The following is a 19,198-nucleotide window of genomic DNA, read 5'->3' as shown; positions in this document are numbered from 1 at the left end:
TTTTAATCCTCTTTTACCTCATGCCCATTTTGATCCCCTCTTCCAATTCCCTTATACACAAAACCTTCCTCTATAAATTCATCAGGCACAACAACGTTTCTCCCGTCCACAATAACCGGCTTATCCTTCCCACAAAGCTCCTTCAACCGTTCAGCCTTCAAATCAAAGTAAACCGTATGCCCCGCAAAGATCACAACAGCATCCGCACCCCGGACAACCTCTTCCAGATCCTCCGAAATCTCAACACCCGGATAATTCACAACATAAGGGTCATGCACGGAAACCTCGGCCCCGGCCTCAAGACAGAGATCCCTGAATGGTTCAGAAGGCGTGTTCCTCGCATCATCCGAGTCATTTATAAAAGCCCAGCCGAGCATCGCAATTTTCGACCCTTCCATTTTCTTTCCAGCTCTTTCAAGCGCAGCAACAGTCAAATTGTACATATGCACCGGCATAAAATCATTGACCTTCCGCGCAAGCACATAGATCGAATCCGCACCTTCGGGATAATCCAGTTCACCCTCACCAATTTTCACACCTCTTTCCAGGTGGTAGGTATCCTTTGTCAGGCAGTGCCCACCAACGCCGGCCCCGGGCCAGAGGATGGCTCTCGTAATCCCTTCACCCTTTAAACTGGCCACCCCGTCCCTGACATCATACACATTAATGCCCATGGCCTCGCAGTAAAGGGCAAGCTGGTTGATCGCAGCAATCTGCAAATCTCTGAAAGTGTTTTCCGCAGTCTTCGTAACCTCGGCCGCAGTTGCGGACATGGGGATAGGCTTTCCCTTCGTGAGTACAGGAGAATAAAGTTCAAGCGCCCGCTTCGTGCTGGTCTCGTCAATTCCTCCAACGATCCGGTCGTGTTCTCTTATGTTTCGGAGGAGCCTGCCCACCATGACCCGCTCAGGCGCGTGGGCCAGGGCAAAGTCCTCTCCCGCCTTCAGGCCGGACTCTTCCTCAAGGATCTGTTTTGCCATGCCTGTCGTTGTGCCGGGGGTAATGGTTGACTCAAGGACCACAAGCATTCCGGGTTTTAGATACTTCCCGACGTTTCGGATGCCGGCGATAAGGGCACTGAAGTCAGGGATCAGGTCCTTCGGGTCCGCAAAGGGGGTCTGGATTGCAAGAGTTACGGCATCAAGTTCCGAGATCCTTGAGAAATCGGAAGTGCACTCAAACCTGCCTGCCTTCACAACCTTTCCAATCAGTTCTTCAAGATCCGGCTCTTCCCCTTTAAGCGGGCTTTCCCCGCGGTTCAACATATCTATTTTGTAGCCGGAAGTCTTTGAGTCGCGCTGGAACCCCAGTACCTTCTCAAAACAGTCAGCGTCCGCAAACAGGACCGCCGCCGGGATTCCCACGTATCCCATGCCCAGGACTCCTATTTTTTTTATCGGGCCCCATTCTTCAAGGAGTGTTTCTAATTTGCTCATACATACCACACTTTTTTGAAACAATTTTTCAGGATGTTACTTAAGGGGTTTTATTAGATTGTAATAAAACCCTGCTGACATTAAAAGTTAATTATGAAATTTAGATTTCAATTAACCTTTCTTCTTCATAAGAGCGGATTGCAGCCATTGCAGCCTCAAGGGCATGTTTGCCTTCTTCCCCGGTGGTGCCCGGTTCTTTTCCTTCAGCCGCGCAGTTTATGAAATGTTTCAGTTCATTCATAAGAGGTTCGCTCTTTTCCACCTTGGCTTTCCGGACCCAGTCACTGTCGTGGAGTTCCACAGTCTGGTCGATGTAGTCCAGGTAAGCCACGCCCTTTACTCCTATTGCAGTGAGTTTTCTAACCTTGTGGGGAGTCAGCCAGTTCGTCTCCACAACCCCTGCGAACTCGTGGTCCAGGCGGAGGATGATTGAGGCATGGTCCTCGAAGGAATGAATGTCAGCCCCTGCGATTGCATAAACGCTGTTTACCTTCCTGCCGTAGAGGTAGGATATGATATCAATGTCATGAACCCCGATGTCCAGGATCACACCAACATCCCTGATTCTCGGGTTGTAAGGGCCGACCCTGCGCGTTGATATGGAAACAATTTTCCCTAAAAGGCCCTCGTCAATAATTTCCTTGAGTTTTATAACCGCCGGGTTAAAGCGCTCGATATGCCCGACCATCAGGACCTTTCCTGCCTTTTTCGCGGCTTCGATCATCAGTTCCGCATTTTCAATCGTATCGGCGATTGGTTTTTCCACGAGCACGTGCAGGCCTGCTTCGAGAGCATCGAGCACCACCTGTTTATGCAGTTTGGTGGGCACTACAATACTGACCGCATCGAGCCCTTCGGCAAACATTGCCTTATAGTCCGTAAAGGGATTTGTACCGTATTCGGCAGCCATTGCCTCCACCCTTTCCCGGTCAACGTCCGAGATCCCTGCAAGTTCCACTCCTTCCATTTCACTGTAAATTCGGACATGGTTTTTGCCCATGGCCCCGGTCCCTACTACTCCTACCCTTATCAAATTTATCAACTACCCGAGTTTCACTTCCCGAGTTCCGTTTCGGGAGCACGGGGTCCGTTTCGCTCGCTTTGCTCGCTCAAGCGGACTAAACTTCTGTGGTTTAAATTTTCGTTTGAAATTAGTTTAAGATTTTTGGTTACTGACTATTGTCAGTCGTTAGCGTAAAAATCTTTGATGGCAGCTATAATCTTATCCAGATCGGCTTCGGATACTCCCGGATGTACAGGCAGGGAGATGACTTCTTCTGCCGCCGTTTCGGAGACGGGCAGACTATCTTTATACCCGAGTTCCCTGTAGAGGGGCTGGGTATGGATTGGTATGGGATAGTGTATCCCGGACCCTATTTCGCGCTCCCTCAGGAAAGCTGCCAGTTCATCTCGTTTTTCAGCCCGGATCGTGTACTGGTGGAAGACATGGGAACACCCTTCCCGCTCGATCGGAAGTATTATGCCATCAACGTCTTTCAGGCCTTCGAAAAGAATCTTTGCATTCTTTTGCCTGGCCGCGTTAAAGCCGTACAGTTTTTTAAGCTGCACAAGCCCGATTGCCGCAGCTATATCAGTCATGCGCAGGTTGTACCCGACCATCTCGTGCAGGTAGCGCTCTTTTGAGCCGTGGGCCCGGATCATCCTTGCTCTTTCCGCGACCTCTTTGTCCCCTGTTGTAAGCATTCCGCCTTCTCCGGTCGTCATGTTTTTCGTCGGGTAAAAACTGAAGGTTCCTGTCCCAAAAGCCCCCACTTTCGTTCCAAAATAAGAAGCCCCGTGAGCCTGACAGGCATCTTCTATCAGGGCAAGCCCGTGGTCTTCGGCAAGTTCCAGGATAGCCTTCATTTCAGCGGGGTGGCCGTAGAGATGGACCGGCAGGATTGCCCTGGTCTTCGGACTGATTTTTTCCTGAATATCCGCAGGGTCTATGTTGTACGTGTCCGCTTCAATATCCGCAAAAACCGGTTTTGCCCCGGTGTAGAGGATGCTGTTCCCGGTTGCGATGAAACTGAAAGGGCTTGTGATAACCTCGTCTCCCTTTCCGATTCCATGAGCTAGAAGGGCGGTGTGGAGAGCAGCGGTGCCCGAGTTTACGGCAACTGCGTATTCCGAACCCGTATATTCCGCAAAAGCGCGTTCGAACTCTTCCACTCCGGGACCCTGGGCGATCATGCCTGAGCGCAGGACTTCCGTAACGGCATCAATTTCTTCCTGATTAAGCTGTGGTTTTGCTATAGGAATCATTATGATCTCAAAGCCTCTTTTTTGCTAATGATAAGCGCTGAATCATATTGTTTAAAAGATCTGGTTCACTAAATATCCGAAAAATACCCGCACCCACATTATTTTAGATAGTATTTAACCGTTTCAGGGCTTCAGGCAGATCCTGAATTCTGGCAGGCGTTCCAAGAGCCAGTTTCCAGGCGGGCACGTCTCTGGTAACAAGAGCTCCTCCCGCAACCATCGCCCCTTCCCCGATCTCAACAGCCGGCAGGATGGTCGCGTTTGCTCCGATGGATGCACCTTTCCTTAAAACCGGGCCTTTGAGCTCGTACCCTTTTCTGATCGGGTATTTGTCATTGGTTAAAACGGCGCAGGGCCCGATGAAGACGTTGTCTTCAATCACAACATTTGTCGGGATGTAAACATTGCCCTGGATGCTGACGTTGTTCCCTATCGTGACGTTTCCGTCGATAATTACGTTGGTCCCGATTAGCACATTGTTTCCGATAGTTGTATTTTCCCGGATCATTACATTATGTCCGGTTTTAAATTTTTTTCCAGTTATTACATTAGAAAAAATTGTGGTATTTGGCCTTATGATAGAACCGGCCCCTATGCTACACCCCGGAAACTCAAAATCCTCGATTTCCATGTTTTGTTCTATTATTTTCATCAGGATCCCGTGTTCAGGATAGCCAAGTATTACGTTTTCCAGAACTACTGAATTTTCACCAATCACGGAAGCGCCATAAATTTTGGAAGATTTGTCAATTTTGCTACTGTTCGGTACCATCTAATTCACGACCCATCAGGCAGGAAGCTCCTTGCTTTAAGGGGAAAAATGCCATTATATATAGATAATAATATTTTAAATTAGTAAAAGTTAAGGTTTATACGCTGAGCAACTATTTAGTTTTTAACCAAATTTTTCGACTGTCAACGACGGTTTATTTTCCCCCACTTCGGACGGTTAAAAATTCCCGTCTTTTGATATAAAGTTTATTCAATTTTTCGAGAACTTCATAGAAGGTAGTGTCCCGAATTTTCTGTGAAATCACAAATCTTAAAAAATAGTTGAAAAAAGAATTCCACATCAGGATACCCAAAACACAGACAGTACATAAAAATTAGGGGGAATATTTACAGCAAATCCGGGACACTGCCCAACCCTTGCTCACATAGATAAATACCGATACAACTCAATTAATAATACGGAAAAAAAGATTAAAAGATCTACATTATTGAAAGATTGATACTTTAAGAGAAAAGTTTAGTGCGAGAGGTGGGATTCGAACCCACGGACTCCTACAAGACTAGGCCCTCAACCTAGCGCCTTTGACCTGGCTGGGCAACCCTCGCTCATCGAAATAAATACCGATACAACTGAATTAATAACACTACAAATATTTTAAAAGATCTGCATAATTGAAAGATTGATACATTAACAAAAAAGTTTAGTGCGAGAGGTGGGATTCGAACCCACGGACTCCTACAAGACTAGGCCCTCAACCTAGCGCCTTTGACCTGGCTGGGCAACCCTCGCTTACCGAGATAAATACCGATATAACTTAATTGATAATACTGGAAATACTTTAAAAGGTCTGCATAATTGAAAGATTGATACTTTAAGAGAAAAATTTAGTGCGAGAGGTGGGATTCGAACCCACGGACTCCTACAAGACTAGGCCCTCAACCTAGCGCCTTTGACCTGGCTGGGCAACCCTCGCGTATCGATTTTATCTCATTGCAGTGGCGCGCTGTACTCCCTTGAATAGCATCAGATATATATAAACATTTCGAGTGAACAGATTTAACCACATGGATTTTATTTAGATGTTAATAGGGAAAAATCAAAACCCATCGGCCCGCATCAATAATTTTGCACGAGTTCCGAAAAATCACAGTTTTTCTCCTGGAGAAATGTTCCAGAATCAAAATAAAAGAGCTGCAAAAATAGGTTAAGGAATTGGCCCCAGGTCTTCCTTTAGATGAAAGAGGAAGACCCTCCCACTCTGGGCCTCTACGTAAACAAAAAACGAAAGAAGGGCTTCAGAGCTGGTCGAGAATTCCAACCAGTTCTTCGGCTTTTCCTTTTAACACTTCTGCGGCATTGAAGACGAGATCCCTGGCTGAGTAGGAGCCATCGGACTCCATGGTGAAGACAAAAGCGCTTTCGTTGTGACTTACTTTGATTGCGTTGATTTCACATGCCCTCTCACAGAGTCTGCAGATGGTGCACTTGATAATGTCCTCTTCCGAGACCACGGCCCCATTTTCTTCAATATGGATAATACCTTTGGGACACTCGGCCGCACACTTTCCACAGGCATCACATTTATCGATGGTGACGATCGGCATGTTTTTGTAACCACATGCAACCCCGGCCTGCCATTTGACGCTGTCTCGGCCGTAGCCCATGTGGGCAATGGCTTCAAGGACGAGCTTCTGTCCCTTTTTCAGATCAACTATAGGGATGTTGACATCTGCGGGCCGGATCTGCGGGTCCGAAGAGACCATGTCTCCGGAAAGAACCATCCTCGGGCCTTCCGCACTAAGGGTGAGGGAAACCTCACAAACGGGACAGCCTTCCCCTCCACAGATGGTGCACTCGGCCTGCGGCACGTACGACTCAATATCCGTAATAAGTGGGATTAAGGAGAGACGGAGAGCCAGCTGTTCGTCATAGATTACGGATGTGTTGTCGTAAATGTTCGCGTATTCGATAGCAAGAGTAGGAACGTCGGCGATCATTGCCCGCCGAATGCTGTTTGCAAATGCCGTGCGGACATTGGACAGCACGAACTTTGCAGACCTATCCGATAACTCCAGAATGTCTACTTCCATCGTCATATACCTTAATTTCCCTTGATTAGTTTTAAAAGCCCCGATGAATCGGGGCTTTACATTCTTCTGTACTACTGTAATTAGACTTAGTCCTTATACACGCCTTCCGCCCTTAGGACGGGTCCCATCGTGGGGCACAGGGGTTACGTCTTCAATTCGGCCAATCCTGATGCCGGCCCTTGCAAACGCCCTGATAGCAGCCTGAGCTCCGGGGCCAGGACTTCTCTGCTTGTTTCCACCAGGGGCTCTTACCCTTATGTGGATTCCATTAATGCCCTTGTCCTGGAGCTGGTCTGCGAGCTGGGAAGCCATCTGCATGGCGGTGTAGGGAGAATTCTCGTCCCTTGCAGCCTTGACGACCATTCCACCGGAAGACTTCGCGATTGTTTCAGCCCCGGTGATGTCCGTTACTGTGATATGCGTATTGTTAAACGAGGACTTGATGTGAGCGACAGCCCATTTCATTTCAGCCATGCTTATCTCCTCCCTTTACCTTTGCCTTTACCTTTTCCTCTTCCTCTACCTCTGTCGGGCCTGCGACTGTCTGCAGCTTTAGCCTTTGCTTCGGAAACGGCCTTCAATGTGGTGCCACTGTCCGCAAGCACAGTTGCTATCTGAGCAGGTCTCTCAGGGTGAGATTCGGTGGATAGGGGAGACGGACCGTAATACTCGATGTTCATCTCATCTTCTTTTGTGATAAGCATTCCGGGGATGGTTGCTTTTCTTCCGCTCACCGCAATGTGCCCGTGAGTGATGAACTGCCGGGCCTGGAGAACGGTTCTTGAAAGACCGAGCCTCATGACCTGGGTCTGAAGTCTCCTTTCCAGGATGTTTTCGGTCTTTAATGAAAGGATACCATCAATTCCCGCGTCTGATTTGAGAATCCCGTAGCGAATGAGCTTTGTAAGGATCTCATCAGCCTGGGTACTCAGGTGCCCTTCAAGCTGGCCTTCTGCAACCTTTGCGAGCAGATTCCTGGCTTCGGACCTGTACACCCTCAGCATACTGGCGGCTTTCCATACTTCTCTTTTGTTCCTGAGCCCGTATGCTTTGATAAGAACAACTTCATTAGCCATCCTGGTTTCCTGCCAGGGGTGCCTTGGAGTTTCGTAACTTTTCTTCTTTTTACCTGGATATGCCATATTATGTCACCTCAACCGGGAATTATTTCTTCCTGCTCACACCAACGGTTGATCCGCGGCGACCTGTGGATTTAGTCCTCTGTCCTCTGACCTTCAGGCCACGTTCGTGCCTGAGACCTCTGTAAGCACGGACCTTCTTGAGGTTGTTGATATCTTCCCTGAAAGTCAGGATGATATCTGTGCCCAGCAGATGAATGTTATTCCCTGTGACGGGATCTTTCTGCCTGTTCAGCATCCAGATTGGCATGATGTTTTCAAAGTTCCCGATTGCAGCGTCAAGTTTTGACACGTCCTCATCAGGCAGATACCCAAGTACTGCATTGGGGTTTACTTCTGCGCTCTTTGCAACTATCCTTGCTGTGCGTCTCCCTACACCGGGAAGTCCGGTAAGGGCATATTGCACAGGCTTTGCACCTTGCAGGTCGGTATTCATGATACGAACAAGATGCCTCAGTTCTTCATTGTGTTCTTCGGCCATATACTTCCTCCTAAAGTAGCAAGTAACATCCTGTAGCCCCTGAGTGAATAACCGGAAACCATGGTCTGGTAAAAAACTCAGGAGCAGCTCACAAACGGAGCTTCTTGATACTCATTGAAGCTGGATTCTCATAAATTGAGTATCCTTCTGTGAATGCCAATACATGCCACTTCCAGTATATAATCTTATCTGCAAACGTCACCGGAGGCGATTTTCACATACGAATGGCTCAAAAAAGGACGCTACAAAGGCTAATACAGAAAAACCAGAAAAGTGGCCCCGGGTTGAGATCAGAGTAAAAAACGGATCTGAATAGAAAACAAATTGACAAAATTAAAAGAACAGAAATTATTGAGAAAATATTTAACGCCGAGGGGGAGATTTGAACTCCCGAGGGGCTAAGCCCCACAAGCTTTCCAGGCTTGCGCCCTACCACTAGACTACCTCGGCCCACCGCTCATGGCTCGACCTATCCCATAACGAAAAGCTCGTATATATACTTTACCCTAAAAATAGAAGAGAAGAAAGGAATTTTCAAGGTAAAGCTGATGACTTTAGCTCGGATTTAGTCCAGCCCTTCGGATATACTCCTGTTTCCATGAAGATCCTTATGGGGGTCGCAGCTATGCCTGATGAGGCGCCCAGTATCATTTCCGTACTCATCTCGGCCTTTGCAAGGGCAACAGCTTCTCCTTTCATGCTAAAGATCCCTGCAAGTACTCCTTTTTTAAGGGCGGCGTCCAGGCTCACAATTCCCGGCACCGCAAGGGACGCTCCCGAACATACGGCATCTATTGCGCTGTCCCGCAGGATTATTTTCGGGAGGTGGGAGATTGCACGTTCCATGGGCATGACCATCCGCCGGAGTTCGGCTTCGTCTCCGTCCTCCTGCCAGAAAACGTAAGCGTCTTTAAGGTCCTGCAGGGTAATCATGCCCTCTTCCGTAAAGGGCCCGGCTTTTGTCCGCCTGAGTTCCTGCATGTGCCCCCCGCAGCCGAGGGCCAGCCCCATGTCGTGGCAGAGTTTCCGGATATAGGTGCCAGCCTCACAGCCCACCCTGAGAAGGACGGATGTATCCTCTATTTCAAGCACCTCAATGTAGTAAATTGTCCGGACCCGCAGCGCTCGCTTGACCGCGGAGACGATGGGGGGCATCTGGTGGATGGGGCCCGTAAATTCCCTGCAGACCTGCCGGATTTCCTTTTCAGGTATTTTCCTGTGCAATCTCAGGAGGCAGATGTATTCTTTTCCGGAAAGCCGGAGGGCGGGGACGGCCTTTGTGGCTTTCCCAAGGAGAGTCGGCAAAAGCCCGGCTACCTTCGGGTCGAGAGACCCGGCATGGCCCGCCCGGTTCACGTTAAGGATCTGCTTGACCCAGGCCGCAACCTCATGGCTCGTGGGGCCTTTGGGTTTGTCGAGGTTTACGACTCCCTTTTCGATATATTCCCTGATTGGGCGTTTTTCCGGGAGACAACCGTATGCGGGGTCGGTCCAGGCTCTGGCCTTTTTGACCAGTTTCCTCTCTGCTTCGGCCGGCAATTTGCCAGGTGACTTTGACATGGTACTCAAAAACTCCGTTTACAATATATGTTTATCGTCGTAAAAAGCGTTAAATCCCGAGTTCAGCTTCGAGATCGGAAAAATCGTTGATTTTTCTTTTAGGGATGGTAAAAATATAACTTCAGATATTCAGTTTGGGAATTGCCCAATATTTTGTGGGTGAATTCAAACCACGGAACACACGGAATACACGGAAAAAGAACGGCCTGAAGACGATAATTAAGGTTGTTCTGGTGTTGTTTAGTCCTCTTGAGGGGGCGTAGCTCCCGAAAAGGACACCGTGCTCCCGAAGCGGAACTCGGGTGCCGAAGCGGAACTCGGGTGCCGAAGCGAAACTCGGGTGCTAAAGGCCGGTTTCCGTGTCCTTCCGGGGTCCGAATCTTCGCTTGACATCTGTTAAAGAATTTCTATATGACTATAAAAATACGGATATCGATATGGATGCAGGTGGGTGAAGGAACACCCTCTGCTCGCCCGTTCAAAACCCGCCGAAGGAATCGATTGCGACTTTAAGAATGTTCAGGGTCTGGTAGGGGTTCCATTTTGAGGAATCTATGACAAGGTCATAGATGGAGAGGTCTTCGATATCAATATCGTAGTATTTCTTATACCTGAGGTTTTCGGATTTTTCCCTTTCCACGGTTTTTTCAAGCACTTCATCAAAAGAGGAGATCCTTTCCCGTTTCTGTATCCTTTTGACCCTGAGAAGCCTCGGGGCCTTTATACAGACTTTGATGACGTTGGGCACCCCGTCGGCCATGTGGCCCGAAAGTCGGCTTTCCAGAATGATGTTATCGTAACTGTGCACGATTTCCTTCTGGTTCCGGTCGATTTCCAGGTCAATGGCCGGGTCGGCTTCGGCCATGACCCCGAATTCGGAAAGGCTAACTCCCCTCTCCTTTGCAAGCCGCCTGAAGATTTCGCCCGAGGAGATCACTTCAACTCGGTAATGTTCGGAGAGGAGGCGGGAAATTGTCGTTGTCCCACTCCCCGGAAGTCCGCTTATTGTTAACAGCATCAGACCCCACCGATATTCAGCGCCTTTCTCACGAGCTGACTTACTCCGAGAGAGGAGATGAAGTACCAGAAGAGCCAGTACTGGAAGGGTCCGAAAGCCTTGTCCGTGAGCAGCTGTATTCCCCAGAAGGGAAACACCATGGTTGCGGCTCCGTGCCCGCTGATATAGTGATACATCCACATGAAAAGCGGGAGGGAGAGGATACTGATGTAAGCCATGGGCTTGAACTGCTGCTTGGACATCTTCATCTGGTCGTCCATCATCTCCTTGCGCTGGTCCTCAAGCTTCTTGAGCATGTAGGTGTTCTGGGAAAGCTGGGCCTCCCTGTATTCTTTCTGGAACGACTTCATGCGTTCCTGAGTACCCCTCATAAGGTCCCAGTCGATAGCGTACTTCTGGATAAGCGAAGCGTAGATTGCGGTAATGGCCGCCATCACGAGCAGGATTATATGGAAATTTTCAGGCCCCACAAATGCGGCTATGGGGTCCATCAAAATTCCCACGGTATTTCCCACAGCCGTGCGGAATTCCTGGCCGAGAATCATAATCCCTATCATCAGGGAAAAACCGACGGCCAGCAGAATACGGTCAATGTTCTGTTTTAAGTCCTCTGAAAGCAAGATTACCTCACCATTTGAGTTTGATAAACGTTATTTTAAGTCCTTTTGAAAAGAATGAAGCCCTGATAGTTGATATTGATAAACGTAAAGTTGTAAGCCGGCCCGGTAAAAGTGCCGTATTTAGATGATTTCACAGGTTTTTTCAGGTTAATAAGTTTCGGTCTATATATAAGGTATACTATTTGGAGGAACTTTCCCTGTGAGAACCTATTATATCGATTCCAAAATAAGAGAATAAACCACGGATAAACACAGATGGACACGGATGCCTTCAATCCATGTTTATCCGTGGCCATCCGTGGTTCTTTGCGTTAACCTGTAGGTCGATTTCAAAGTCCAAATTTATGGTAATGATTTGGAATCGCAATACTATCTCGTAGATGGTTCTTTGAAGATTCAGAACCAGGAGGGTAATGGGATGGAATGAATTACCCATGAGCTAAAGACACAGGGGTTTTCGTCTTTCAGGAAAACTTTAGAACCTCAAATCTTTGTCAACGATAAGCTGATTTGTTTTAACATCAATCATTTGGAAATTCACAATTTCTCCGACATTCATTTTTACGGCAAAATTTCCATTCATAAGAGGGAGAATCATTTCAGTTCCTACATCGAAAGGATCAGTACAAACGATTGCATCAAGCTCAAAGGAAGCCCCATCTTCACGTGTTAGCCTAAGCACTGTTGTCGAATTATCATTTAATATAATAGTATCTCCACCAAGGTGCATGAGCTTTATAGAACTCTGATTGAAAACGATTACATTAATATTTGCCTGTGGGGCAGATTCCGGTTCAGGGATGACAGGTTCATTAGATCCAGTTTCAGGAGTGGCCATCTCGTTCAACCAGTAGTAGATAATTTCCTGCAGTTCAGCAGTTGTGATAATCCGACCGCCATCAGAAGCTGGCTCATTCCAGGGAATCCAATTATCTAAAGAATTGTTTTCAGATAGAGGCACATCTATAAATACCGCAGAACATGGCGTTGCAAAAAATGAAACAATAAATATTGAAACAACAACAACAACAACTTCAGAACATCTCACATTAATTCCCTTCCTTAATTGCATAAAATATAAATAAAATGATAAATGCAAATTATTGTTAACCAGAATTCCGTATTTTTATACGCATAAACGTCTCTTGATGTCGAATTAGGTGTTTAAAGTTAAGCACATAATTCATTAGGCCAAATATCAAAATCGGAATATATTAAGATCATACATTTATAAAGATGCTGATATGCGCTTAAAATTTGGGAACCAAGGTTGTTAATGATTTCGTTGGTCATCGATTAAGGAATTTTCTTACCTGTATGCTATCGATTTTGGAACCGAAATTAGCTCATCATATCTGATAACATACATAAAATCGACATCTTGTTCCATCCCTCAATCAAAGCAAATTCTGGTATATTGTTGCGAAGATGGAGGGAATTCATCACGATTCCTCACTTAACCGAAGACACATGGATGCATATTGTATTAAACGCTTCAGATCAGCTGTCTTTTATAGACCACGCTGATAAGTTTTGGCTCCATAAAAACAGAGCTGAGCTTTCCATGGGCGTCCTTGAAAGTTACCTGGCAGTTTATCTCAGCGCCCCTTGTGCACATAAGGGGATCAAAATTAACGGCTATGGATTTGGACGTGCCCCCGCTTATGTTGCTCAGCAGGATTTTGCCGTTCCGTATCTCGAAAAGCGGTTCGTAATGGTCTATCCGGAGGATGTCATCTTCAAAAAGAAAGTCGAGAGTGACGTCTGTTATTACAGAAGGATCTTTGTTGGAAACAGACATCTTTAAGCGTATAAAACCCTGGTAGAACTCGGTTCCACGCTTAATCTCAATTTGAGAGTCCAATCTTATTTACCTCTCGACTTCGGGCAGCGTATTACTCTTTGGATAATGATGGGAAGTGTTTCTGTATGATATTATATAAAAATTTTGTTTTAATTTGAAAAGGCCCAGATATAAGTGCAATAAAAATATAATGAGGTTTACATGAACATAAAGTCCGGGAAGTCAATAACCATAACAGATTCCGTAATCATAGGGGACAGAAGTTCTGAGGCCGAAGACGCAGCCGAGCTCAAATCCGACATGGAAGAGGCCCGCGAAGGCCTCGAACTTCTCCGCCAGCTAAAATCAATCAAACGAGAAGACGCCACCGGCTATCAGCAGATCGACAACGAAGCAAAGATGGCCGGGGCAAAAATCGAGATAATGAAAATGGAGGCCGAAAAAGGGGGTGAACGGAGGGAAGGAGAACTCGCCGCCCTTGACATTGCCAGAACCCTGAACGAACTCCGGGCCCAGTGCGTAAACGAGGAAGCATTTTCCGTCAAGGTAACCGTGGAAGTCCTGAAGAAAAAGGTAAAGGATGAAAAGGCCCTGAATCACCTTGAGAACATCAATAAAATGCTGGATGCTCTTTACGAGGACCCGTTCCGTAAACTTGAGGAAACGCATCAGACACGGGTGCTGGAACTGTGCAACTATATTGAAGAGGCCTACTTTGCAGACGTTTTACATGGAAATCAAAAATAAAAAAACGAGGCCTGAATTCTGATTTTTTTTCGAGAAACAGACCGGAGCCACCACAAAATCATTAGAAAAACAATAAAACGGCCATCTGTCAAATTGTCTCCGAATCTTTTTCATCATCATTCTCCTGCCCCGCCCGGGCTTCGCCCGGAAACCCAGCCCCGTTTAATTTGAATCCGATCCAAAATCGGCGGCCGAAATCCCTTAAAACGAAAACTTCAAAACGGGCCTGGTTTTCCCGGAAAAAATGAAAAAATAAAGGAAGCCGGAAAGCCTCAGACCTCCATCAAAACCCGGAAGCCCATATCAGAATTGTGGACATCCGAACTGAACCAGGCCCGGTTTGCGACCCGGCAGCTTGAAGAGGAGCTTTTCAGGCTTCCCCCCCGGGCTATTCGGTAAAAACTGTCTTCGTTTTCCCGGGCCCTGCCGTCCGAAGAGGCCTCGCTGTAATCAGCGTACCAGGAGTCCTCTACCCATTCCCAGGCATTGCCGTGCATATCGTAGAGACCCCACGAATTTGCTTTTTTCAGACCTGCCGGGTGCGGGGAAGGGGTCCTTATATCGGAGTTTTCTTTCCACCAGGCGTATTCGGAAAGTTTGGAGTTGTCATCTCCGAAAGAGAACTTTGCCGTGCTTTTAGCCCTGCAGGCGTATTCCCACTCGGCCTCCGAGGGCAGGCGGTATCTGTCCGTGCCTTCCAGCACATTGAGTTTGCTTACGAAGACCCGGGCCTCTTCCCAGGAGATGTTTGTTGCGGGAAGTCCAGGTTCTCCGGAAGAGGAAGTCTCCGTCTCCATGACTTTCTGCCACTCTTCCAGGCTGACCTCATATTTCCCCAGGTAGAATGAATTTTCAATTTGCACCCTGTGTAGGGGGCTTTCATCCTGCTGCCTGTCGGTTTCAGTTTCGGGAGAGCCCATTAAAAACTCCCCTGCCGGGATAAGTACAAACTCCATTTCCACGGAATTTGTGAAATTTTCAGAAGGGGCCGGAGGAGCTGTAAGGCTTCCCCTCTGCACCTTTTCCGGAGAAGACTCGGGGGACGACCTAAGGGTCGTTTCCTGCGGAGACTCCGAGGCCACCCGGGTTTTTTCATTGTCCTGAACAGGTTCCTCCTGAACAGAGGACATTAGAGGAACAGAGACCGCCAGTTCCTCCGCTCCAGAGAGAGATTCACTGCCAAGCTCTTCTGCATCCCCAAATGAGATCGGTGGATAAGGAGAATCTCCCTGCGTCAGGGGCCAGCCTCCGTATAACAGGAAGCAGAAGAAGGCGACAAGCAGCAAAACTTTTCCTGCTTTTTTTCCGGATGCTTTGTTTTTTGAAACATTATCCGGGTTTTCGGCGGGGGAAGGGAAAGTCCGGATCGGAGCATTATTTTCAGTTTGTGCATTAAGCTCCTGCATTTCTTCTTTTATTCGCTCTTCTCTCTGTTTTCTCAGCCTTCTGAGGTGTTCTTTTTCTTCCAGCAGAAGCTTTTCATCTTCATCACGGTTTTGAAGTTCTCCAACCCCTTTTACGGATTCTCTGCCTCGCTTTTCCGGAATATTTTCAACTCCATTATCTTAGAATTTCCCCCACTGTCCCGGCCCCGCATATTTTCCTCCGAATTCGATAGGCTGGAATCCGGAGATATGCTTTCTTCCACTAGCATATTTAATCAAAGCTTTTCTTTTTTCAAATATATATCCTGTTTTATATAGATAAAGATAATGATTTGAAGTCCTGTACAATATTAACCATGCTCACAGGCCCTGCCTGCAATGAATAAGCTCATCAGCCATTTCGTCCCCATTAAACATTAATTATACAGTTTTCCTGCGGCCATAATTTTTTAAATATGATCCGGATTCAGGAAATATATTTAAATAATTTGTCATAATTTATCATATCAAGCTTCAGAGTTAACACCTGGTCAAAAAAGGACCGAAATTATAGCAAATTTTCCGGCATGAAGAAGAGAGGAGGCCGAATCCCGATGATTTCTCAAAATCCCCAAAAACAGTACCCTAAAATAAGCAAAAAAGCCTGGATATCCGAAACCGCGGTCATAATTGGAAAGGTATCCATTGAAGACAACGTGTTTGTGGGCCCTTATGCCGTCATAAGGGCGGATGAGCCGGGTTCGTCCATTGTAATCAAAAAGAACTGCAATGTACAGGACAATGTGGTGGTCCACGGCCTTGCAGGTTCGGAAGTCCTCATAGACGGCAGCAGTTCGCTTGCTCACGGCTGTATAGTTCACGGGCCCTGCAGGATAGGAGAGGGCTGCTTTGTCGGCTTCGGGGCCGTGGTCTTTGACTGCGTAATTGGGAGTGATTCCCTGGTTCTCCACAATTCCACAGTCCGTGGAGTTGAAATTCCCTCCCGCAGGGTAGTCCCGGACGGGACGACCCTTAACTACCAGAACGATAGCTTAAACCTTGAAGAACTGACTGAAAAGCTGGCTGAATTTAAAAAAAAGGTTATTGAGGCAAATATCGAGCTTGTACAGGGTTACAGGGAACTGGAAAAGGCTGAAAAGAAGAACCGAAAGAAAGAAAAGAAGAACCGAAAATAAACAGAAAATAAACAGAAAATAAACAGAAAAGAAGACTCAGAACAAACCGGGAAAAATAATCAGATATATTTTTCCACCAGTTTTTCCAGAACCTGTTTACCTGCATCGGTAAGAATGTATTTTTTCCAGGTGGTCTTCTCGGGGGTCAAACATTCGATTAAGCCCCTGTCTTCAAGTTCTTTCAGAGCATGGCTGATATTCTGGGTTGACCTGTGGGTCTCATGGGCAATATCCGAAGCTTTTACCACGGTATGCTTTTTCATGGATTCCATAATTACCAACCGGCGGTCAACGCTAATAATCCACCTGAGCATTTCATTGATTGAATTTTCAGTCATATTTTCCATCGAATCCGTCCTGATGACTGATGAAAGTGAACCGCCACATAATACTTATAATTTAACTCTCAGGCGGAAAGTTTTCTTCCTCAACAGCTGAAGGCTAGCATGTGGGATAGTTAACTGAACATGAGTGTATATGAAAAAATATTAAAACATTTACCCTGCAGGGATTCAGGGTAAAATGGTATAGTACGTAAAAGTACCCAATAGATATAATTAGTATCCATAATAAATTATATTGTATCCACTATAAAAGCAAAAGAAGTGCTCAATCTGCTAAAGGTATCAAGAAATACATTAAGCATCAGAAATATTTGACGAAATAATTTCAATGCTCCATTGCTATTCCATGAAGCATTAAAGTAAAAGAAAAGAAGAAAGATTAGAAATCGAGGTCGAGCCAAATTGATAATTAAACGTGTTGAGCAAATCCAGTTTCATTCCAGGGAAATAGGGGATTTGTGCCATAAATCCAAAAACCTGTATAACTTCTCTGATTATATTATCAGACAGGAGTTCTTCAATAACGGAAAATGGATCAGGTACAATAAACTTTATGGGCTTGTGAAGGCCTCTGAGCCTTACAAAGAGCTTCCTGCTAAATCTGCTCAACAGACTCTAAAAGTACTTGACCGTAACTGGAAATCTTTTTTCGAAGCTTTAAAATCTTACAAAAAGAATCCTGAACTTTTCACAGGCAAACCAAAGCCTCCAAAGTACCTGGAAAAAAACGGGGAATACCTGTTAATTTTTACAAATCAGCAGGTCAGTATCAAAGACGGAGTGCTCAAGTTTCCCAAAGTAGTTCCGTTATCCATCCAGACAAGACTTCCTGATGATACTAATTTGAGAGAAGTCAGGATCATTCCAAAACACGCAGGATACACCTGTGAAATTGTTTTTGAAAAAGAAATCGAAGATCCCATACCTCTTACTTCCGGTCGAGTCCTGGGAATTGATCTTGGAGTTGTCAACCTTGCAACTATTGCAAACAATTTTGGAGAAAACCCAATTATTGTTAAGGGCGGGGTTGCCAAGTCAGTAAACCAGTTTTACAACAAGCAGAAAGCAAAGCTCCAGAGCACTTATGAGAAACATGAGATAAAGACCGGAAAGGGTGTAGAAGTACTTACCCATAAACGAAACTCACGGATTAAAGACGTACTCCACAAACTGAGCAGGGCAATAATCAACTATGCTCTGGAAATGAACGTGGAGAATATCATTATCGGAAGCAACCCTTTCTGGAAACAGAAAACCAACATGGGCAAGAAAAATAATTAGAATTTTGCTCAGATCCCCCACAGTACCCTTATTTCAATGGTCGAGTACAAGGCTGGAGAGGTTGGAATTTCGGTTGAACGGATCGAAGAGTCCTATACAAGCAAATGCTCTTTCCTTGATAATGAGCTAATGGAACACCATGAAGAATATCTCGGAAAACGGGTCAAAAGAGGGCTTTTCCGAAGTGCCACGGGAGTTCTTCTTAACGCTGATGTCAATGCAGCATATAATATGATTAGAAAAGCAATCCCTAATGCCTTTGTAGAGGGGATAGAGGGTGTTGTGCTTCACCCTGTTAGTGTTAATCCACTATACAAAGAACAGTTTATATCACAAATTCATAATAGTTTGTGATACTAATTAGTACTTTTCATAGCATGCGTGGAAAAAATTCGAAAACAACGATCCGGAAAAGAAAAAAGAAAAAAAGAGAAAATCAGGCGAATTCTGCCAGAATTGACTTGATGTCCTCAAAAACCACATCGATATCTTTCGTGCCGTCGAGAGTCTTTAAAATGCCCATTTCCTCATAGTAGTCAATGAGGGGCTGGGTCTGGTTCTTGTAGACATCGAGGCGGTTTTTGACAGCATCCTCAGTATCGTCAGCCCTCTGGTAGACCTCGGCCCCACAGGCATCGCAGATGCCGTCTTCTTTTGGAGGGTTGAAGGTCTTATGATAACTTGCGCCACATTTGCACATGAGCCTGCCGGCGATCCTTGAAACAAGGTTCTCATCCGGGACCTCGAAGTTAAGGACGACATCGATTGGCTTTTCAATCTCCACCAAGATTCCGGCAAGAGCATCGGCCTGGGGTACTGTCCTCGGGTAGCCGTCCAGCATAAAGCCTTTTTCGCAGTCTTCTTCCTTGAGGCGATTCTTGATAATCCCGATCAATACTTCGTCGGGGACCAGCTCACCCTTGTCCATGTATTCCCTGGCGGCAAGGCCGAGTTCGGTTCCTTCTCTTAAATTTGCTCGCAGGATGTCTCCTGTTGAAATTTGCGGGATGTTGTAGAATTCAACCAGTTTTTTGGCCTGAGTGCCTTTTCCTGCACCTGGGGGCCCGAATAGTATAACATTCATTCAAAAATCCCCATTTTTCGTTGATTTTTTTTATAA

General features: G+C 46.3%; 20 protein-coding genes and 4 tRNA genes. 4 read left to right on the top strand and 20 right to left on the bottom strand.

The features are described 5' to 3' along the window. Window positions 1–2: 2 nt before the first annotated feature. The 17 genes from ACZ5QV_RS11980 to ACZ5QV_RS11900 all read right to left on the bottom strand — a co-directional run bounded on the left by ACZ5QV_RS11980 (window position 3) and on the right by ACZ5QV_RS11900 (window position 13,206). Window positions 3–1,436, bottom strand: coding sequence for a nucleotide sugar dehydrogenase (locus ACZ5QV_RS11980; protein WP_464600019.1), 1,434 nt, complete (start codon window positions 1,434–1,436; stop codon window positions 3–5). 100 nt (window positions 1,437–1,536) lie between these two features. Beyond that, window positions 1,537–2,469, bottom strand: coding sequence for a UDP-N-acetylglucosamine 3-dehydrogenase (locus tag ACZ5QV_RS11975; RefSeq protein ID WP_464600018.1), 933 nt, complete (start codon window positions 2,467–2,469; stop codon window positions 1,537–1,539). Between the two features lie 149 nt (window positions 2,470–2,618). After that, window positions 2,619–3,701, bottom strand: a complete 1,083-nt coding sequence (locus ACZ5QV_RS11970) for a DegT/DnrJ/EryC1/StrS family aminotransferase (RefSeq protein WP_464600017.1) — start codon at window positions 3,699–3,701, stop codon at window positions 2,619–2,621. 103 nt (window positions 3,702–3,804) lie between these two features. Continuing rightward, on the bottom strand, window positions 3,805–4,473 hold the full coding sequence (locus tag ACZ5QV_RS11965; protein ID WP_464600016.1) for an acyltransferase: 669 nt from the start codon (window positions 4,471–4,473) through the stop codon (window positions 3,805–3,807). 481 nt (window positions 4,474–4,954) lie between these two features. Further along, window positions 4,955–5,039, bottom strand: a tRNA-Leu gene (locus tag ACZ5QV_RS11960). A 99-nt stretch (window positions 5,040–5,138) separates the two neighbouring features. Next, window positions 5,139–5,223: transfer RNA gene (locus tag ACZ5QV_RS11955), tRNA-Leu, on the bottom strand. Window positions 5,224–5,322: 99 nt separating this feature from the next. Continuing rightward, window positions 5,323–5,407: transfer RNA gene (locus tag ACZ5QV_RS11950), tRNA-Leu, on the bottom strand. A gap of 322 nt (window positions 5,408–5,729) precedes the next feature. Further along, on the bottom strand, window positions 5,730–6,530 hold the full coding sequence (locus ACZ5QV_RS11945) for a DNA-directed RNA polymerase subunit D (RefSeq protein WP_464600015.1): 801 nt from the start codon (window positions 6,528–6,530) through the stop codon (window positions 5,730–5,732). A gap of 87 nt (window positions 6,531–6,617) precedes the next feature. Continuing rightward, window positions 6,618–6,998, bottom strand: coding sequence for a 30S ribosomal protein S11 (locus ACZ5QV_RS11940; protein ID WP_464600014.1), 381 nt, complete (start codon window positions 6,996–6,998; stop codon window positions 6,618–6,620). A 2-nt stretch (window positions 6,999–7,000) separates the two neighbouring features. After that, window positions 7,001–7,666, bottom strand: coding sequence for a 30S ribosomal protein S4 (locus tag ACZ5QV_RS11935; protein WP_464600013.1), 666 nt, complete (start codon window positions 7,664–7,666; stop codon window positions 7,001–7,003). Window positions 7,667–7,688: 22 nt separating this feature from the next. Then, window positions 7,689–8,144, bottom strand: coding sequence for a 30S ribosomal protein S13 (locus ACZ5QV_RS11930; RefSeq protein WP_464600012.1), 456 nt, complete (start codon window positions 8,142–8,144; stop codon window positions 7,689–7,691). A gap of 367 nt (window positions 8,145–8,511) precedes the next feature. After that, window positions 8,512–8,594, bottom strand: a tRNA-Ser gene (locus tag ACZ5QV_RS11925). A gap of 84 nt (window positions 8,595–8,678) precedes the next feature. Then, the gene (locus ACZ5QV_RS11920; RefSeq protein ID WP_464600011.1) at window positions 8,679–9,704 is read right to left on the bottom strand and encodes an RNA-guided pseudouridylation complex pseudouridine synthase subunit Cbf5; all 1,026 of its coding nucleotides are present in this window, start codon (window positions 9,702–9,704) and stop codon (window positions 8,679–8,681) included. A gap of 478 nt (window positions 9,705–10,182) precedes the next feature. Then, complete coding sequence (gene cmk / locus ACZ5QV_RS11915; RefSeq protein WP_464600010.1) at window positions 10,183–10,722, bottom strand: (d)CMP kinase; 540 nt, start codon at window positions 10,720–10,722, stop codon at window positions 10,183–10,185. Further along, complete coding sequence (locus tag ACZ5QV_RS11910) at window positions 10,722–11,342, bottom strand: DUF106 domain-containing protein (RefSeq protein WP_464600009.1); 621 nt, start codon at window positions 11,340–11,342, stop codon at window positions 10,722–10,724. Before ACZ5QV_RS11910 ends, cmk begins: the two co-directional genes overlap by 1 nt. Window positions 11,343–11,817: 475 nt before the next feature. Next, a complete protein-coding gene (locus ACZ5QV_RS11905; RefSeq protein WP_464600008.1) occupies window positions 11,818–12,390 on the bottom strand; it encodes a hypothetical protein in 573 nt (190 codons plus the stop codon). A 447-nt stretch (window positions 12,391–12,837) separates the two neighbouring features. Continuing rightward, a complete protein-coding gene (locus ACZ5QV_RS11900) occupies window positions 12,838–13,206 on the bottom strand; it encodes a hypothetical protein (protein ID WP_464600007.1) in 369 nt (122 codons plus the stop codon). A 141-nt stretch (window positions 13,207–13,347) separates the two neighbouring features. Between ACZ5QV_RS11900 and ACZ5QV_RS11895 the strand changes: the two genes are divergently transcribed. Continuing rightward, window positions 13,348–13,893 carry a hypothetical protein gene (locus tag ACZ5QV_RS11895; RefSeq protein ID WP_464600006.1) on the top strand — a complete coding sequence of 182 codons (546 nt, stop codon included), beginning with the start codon at window positions 13,348–13,350 and terminating at the stop codon, window positions 13,891–13,893. Between the two features lie 272 nt (window positions 13,894–14,165). Here ACZ5QV_RS11895 and ACZ5QV_RS11890 read toward each other — a convergent pair whose 3' ends face one another. Beyond that, entirely contained in the window at window positions 14,166–15,299 is a 1,134-nt protein-coding gene (locus ACZ5QV_RS11890) for a formylglycine-generating enzyme family protein (protein WP_464600005.1), read from the bottom strand. A gap of 572 nt (window positions 15,300–15,871) precedes the next feature. On the opposite strand from ACZ5QV_RS11890, the gene ACZ5QV_RS11885 reads away from it, so the two are divergent. Continuing rightward, a complete protein-coding gene (locus ACZ5QV_RS11885; RefSeq protein ID WP_464600004.1) occupies window positions 15,872–16,453 on the top strand; it encodes an LbetaH domain-containing protein in 582 nt (193 codons plus the stop codon). 59 nt (window positions 16,454–16,512) lie between these two features. Here the strand turns inward: ACZ5QV_RS11885 and ACZ5QV_RS11880 are convergent, their stop codons facing one another. Continuing rightward, the gene (locus ACZ5QV_RS11880) at window positions 16,513–16,791 is read right to left on the bottom strand and encodes a helix-turn-helix domain-containing protein (protein WP_464600003.1); all 279 of its coding nucleotides are present in this window, start codon (window positions 16,789–16,791) and stop codon (window positions 16,513–16,515) included. Window positions 16,792–17,199: 408 nt separating this feature from the next. Here ACZ5QV_RS11880 and ACZ5QV_RS11875 point away from each other — a divergent pair, with 408 nt between their 5' ends. Together ACZ5QV_RS11875 and ACZ5QV_RS11870 are read left to right on the top strand one after the other, a co-directional pair. After that, complete coding sequence (locus tag ACZ5QV_RS11875; RefSeq protein ID WP_464600002.1) at window positions 17,200–18,078, top strand: RNA-guided endonuclease TnpB family protein; 879 nt, start codon at window positions 17,200–17,202, stop codon at window positions 18,076–18,078. Between the two features lie 12 nt (window positions 18,079–18,090). After that, complete coding sequence (locus ACZ5QV_RS11870) at window positions 18,091–18,432, top strand: zinc ribbon domain-containing protein (protein WP_464602104.1); 342 nt, start codon at window positions 18,091–18,093, stop codon at window positions 18,430–18,432. A gap of 82 nt (window positions 18,433–18,514) precedes the next feature. On the opposite strand, the gene ACZ5QV_RS11865 is transcribed toward ACZ5QV_RS11870, so the two are convergent. Continuing rightward, window positions 18,515–19,162: an adenylate kinase gene (locus ACZ5QV_RS11865; RefSeq protein ID WP_464600001.1), complete on the bottom strand. Its 648-nt coding sequence runs from the start codon at window positions 19,160–19,162 to the stop codon at window positions 18,515–18,517. Between the last annotated feature and the right edge of the window lie 36 nt (window positions 19,163–19,198).

This window comes from Methanosarcina baltica (assembly GCF_055394095.1).
This window is presented reverse-complemented; position numbering and strand designations above follow the sequence as displayed.

Bases quoted from the DNA above. Each gene is read 5' to 3' on its own strand.
- ACZ5QV_RS11980 (WP_464600019.1), bottom strand. From the start codon at position 1,436: ATGAGCAAATTAGAAACACTCCTTGAAGAATGGGGCCCGATAAAAAAA.
- ACZ5QV_RS11970 (WP_464600017.1), bottom strand. From the start codon at position 3,701: ATGATTCCTATAGCAAAACCACAGCTTAATCAGGAAGAAATTGATGCC.
- ACZ5QV_RS11965 (WP_464600016.1), bottom strand. From the start codon at position 4,473: ATGGTACCGAACAGTAGCAAAATTGACAAATCTTCCAAAATTTATGGC.
- ACZ5QV_RS11945 (WP_464600015.1), bottom strand. From the start codon at position 6,530: ATGACGATGGAAGTAGACATTCTGGAGTTATCGGATAGGTCTGCAAAG.
- ACZ5QV_RS11940 (WP_464600014.1), bottom strand. From the start codon at position 6,998: ATGGCTGAAATGAAATGGGCTGTCGCTCACATCAAGTCCTCGTTTAAC.
- ACZ5QV_RS11935 (WP_464600013.1), bottom strand. From the start codon at position 7,666: ATGGCATATCCAGGTAAAAAGAAGAAAAGTTACGAAACTCCAAGGCAC.
- ACZ5QV_RS11930 (WP_464600012.1), bottom strand. From the start codon at position 8,144: ATGGCCGAAGAACACAATGAAGAACTGAGGCATCTTGTTCGTATCATG.
- ACZ5QV_RS11920 (WP_464600011.1), bottom strand. From the start codon at position 9,704: ATGTCAAAGTCACCTGGCAAATTGCCGGCCGAAGCAGAGAGGAAACTG.
- cmk (WP_464600010.1), bottom strand. From the start codon at position 10,722: ATGCTGTTAACAATAAGCGGACTTCCGGGGAGTGGGACAACGACAATT.
- ACZ5QV_RS11895 (WP_464600006.1), top strand. From the start codon at position 13,348: ATGAACATAAAGTCCGGGAAGTCAATAACCATAACAGATTCCGTAATC.
- ACZ5QV_RS11890 (WP_464600005.1), bottom strand. From the start codon at position 15,299: ATGCAGGAGCTTAATGCACAAACTGAAAATAATGCTCCGATCCGGACT.
- ACZ5QV_RS11885 (WP_464600004.1), top strand. From the start codon at position 15,872: ATGATTTCTCAAAATCCCCAAAAACAGTACCCTAAAATAAGCAAAAAA.
- ACZ5QV_RS11880 (WP_464600003.1), bottom strand. From the start codon at position 16,791: ATGACTGAAAATTCAATCAATGAAATGCTCAGGTGGATTATTAGCGTT.
- ACZ5QV_RS11865 (WP_464600001.1), bottom strand. From the start codon at position 19,162: ATGAATGTTATACTATTCGGGCCCCCAGGTGCAGGAAAAGGCACTCAG.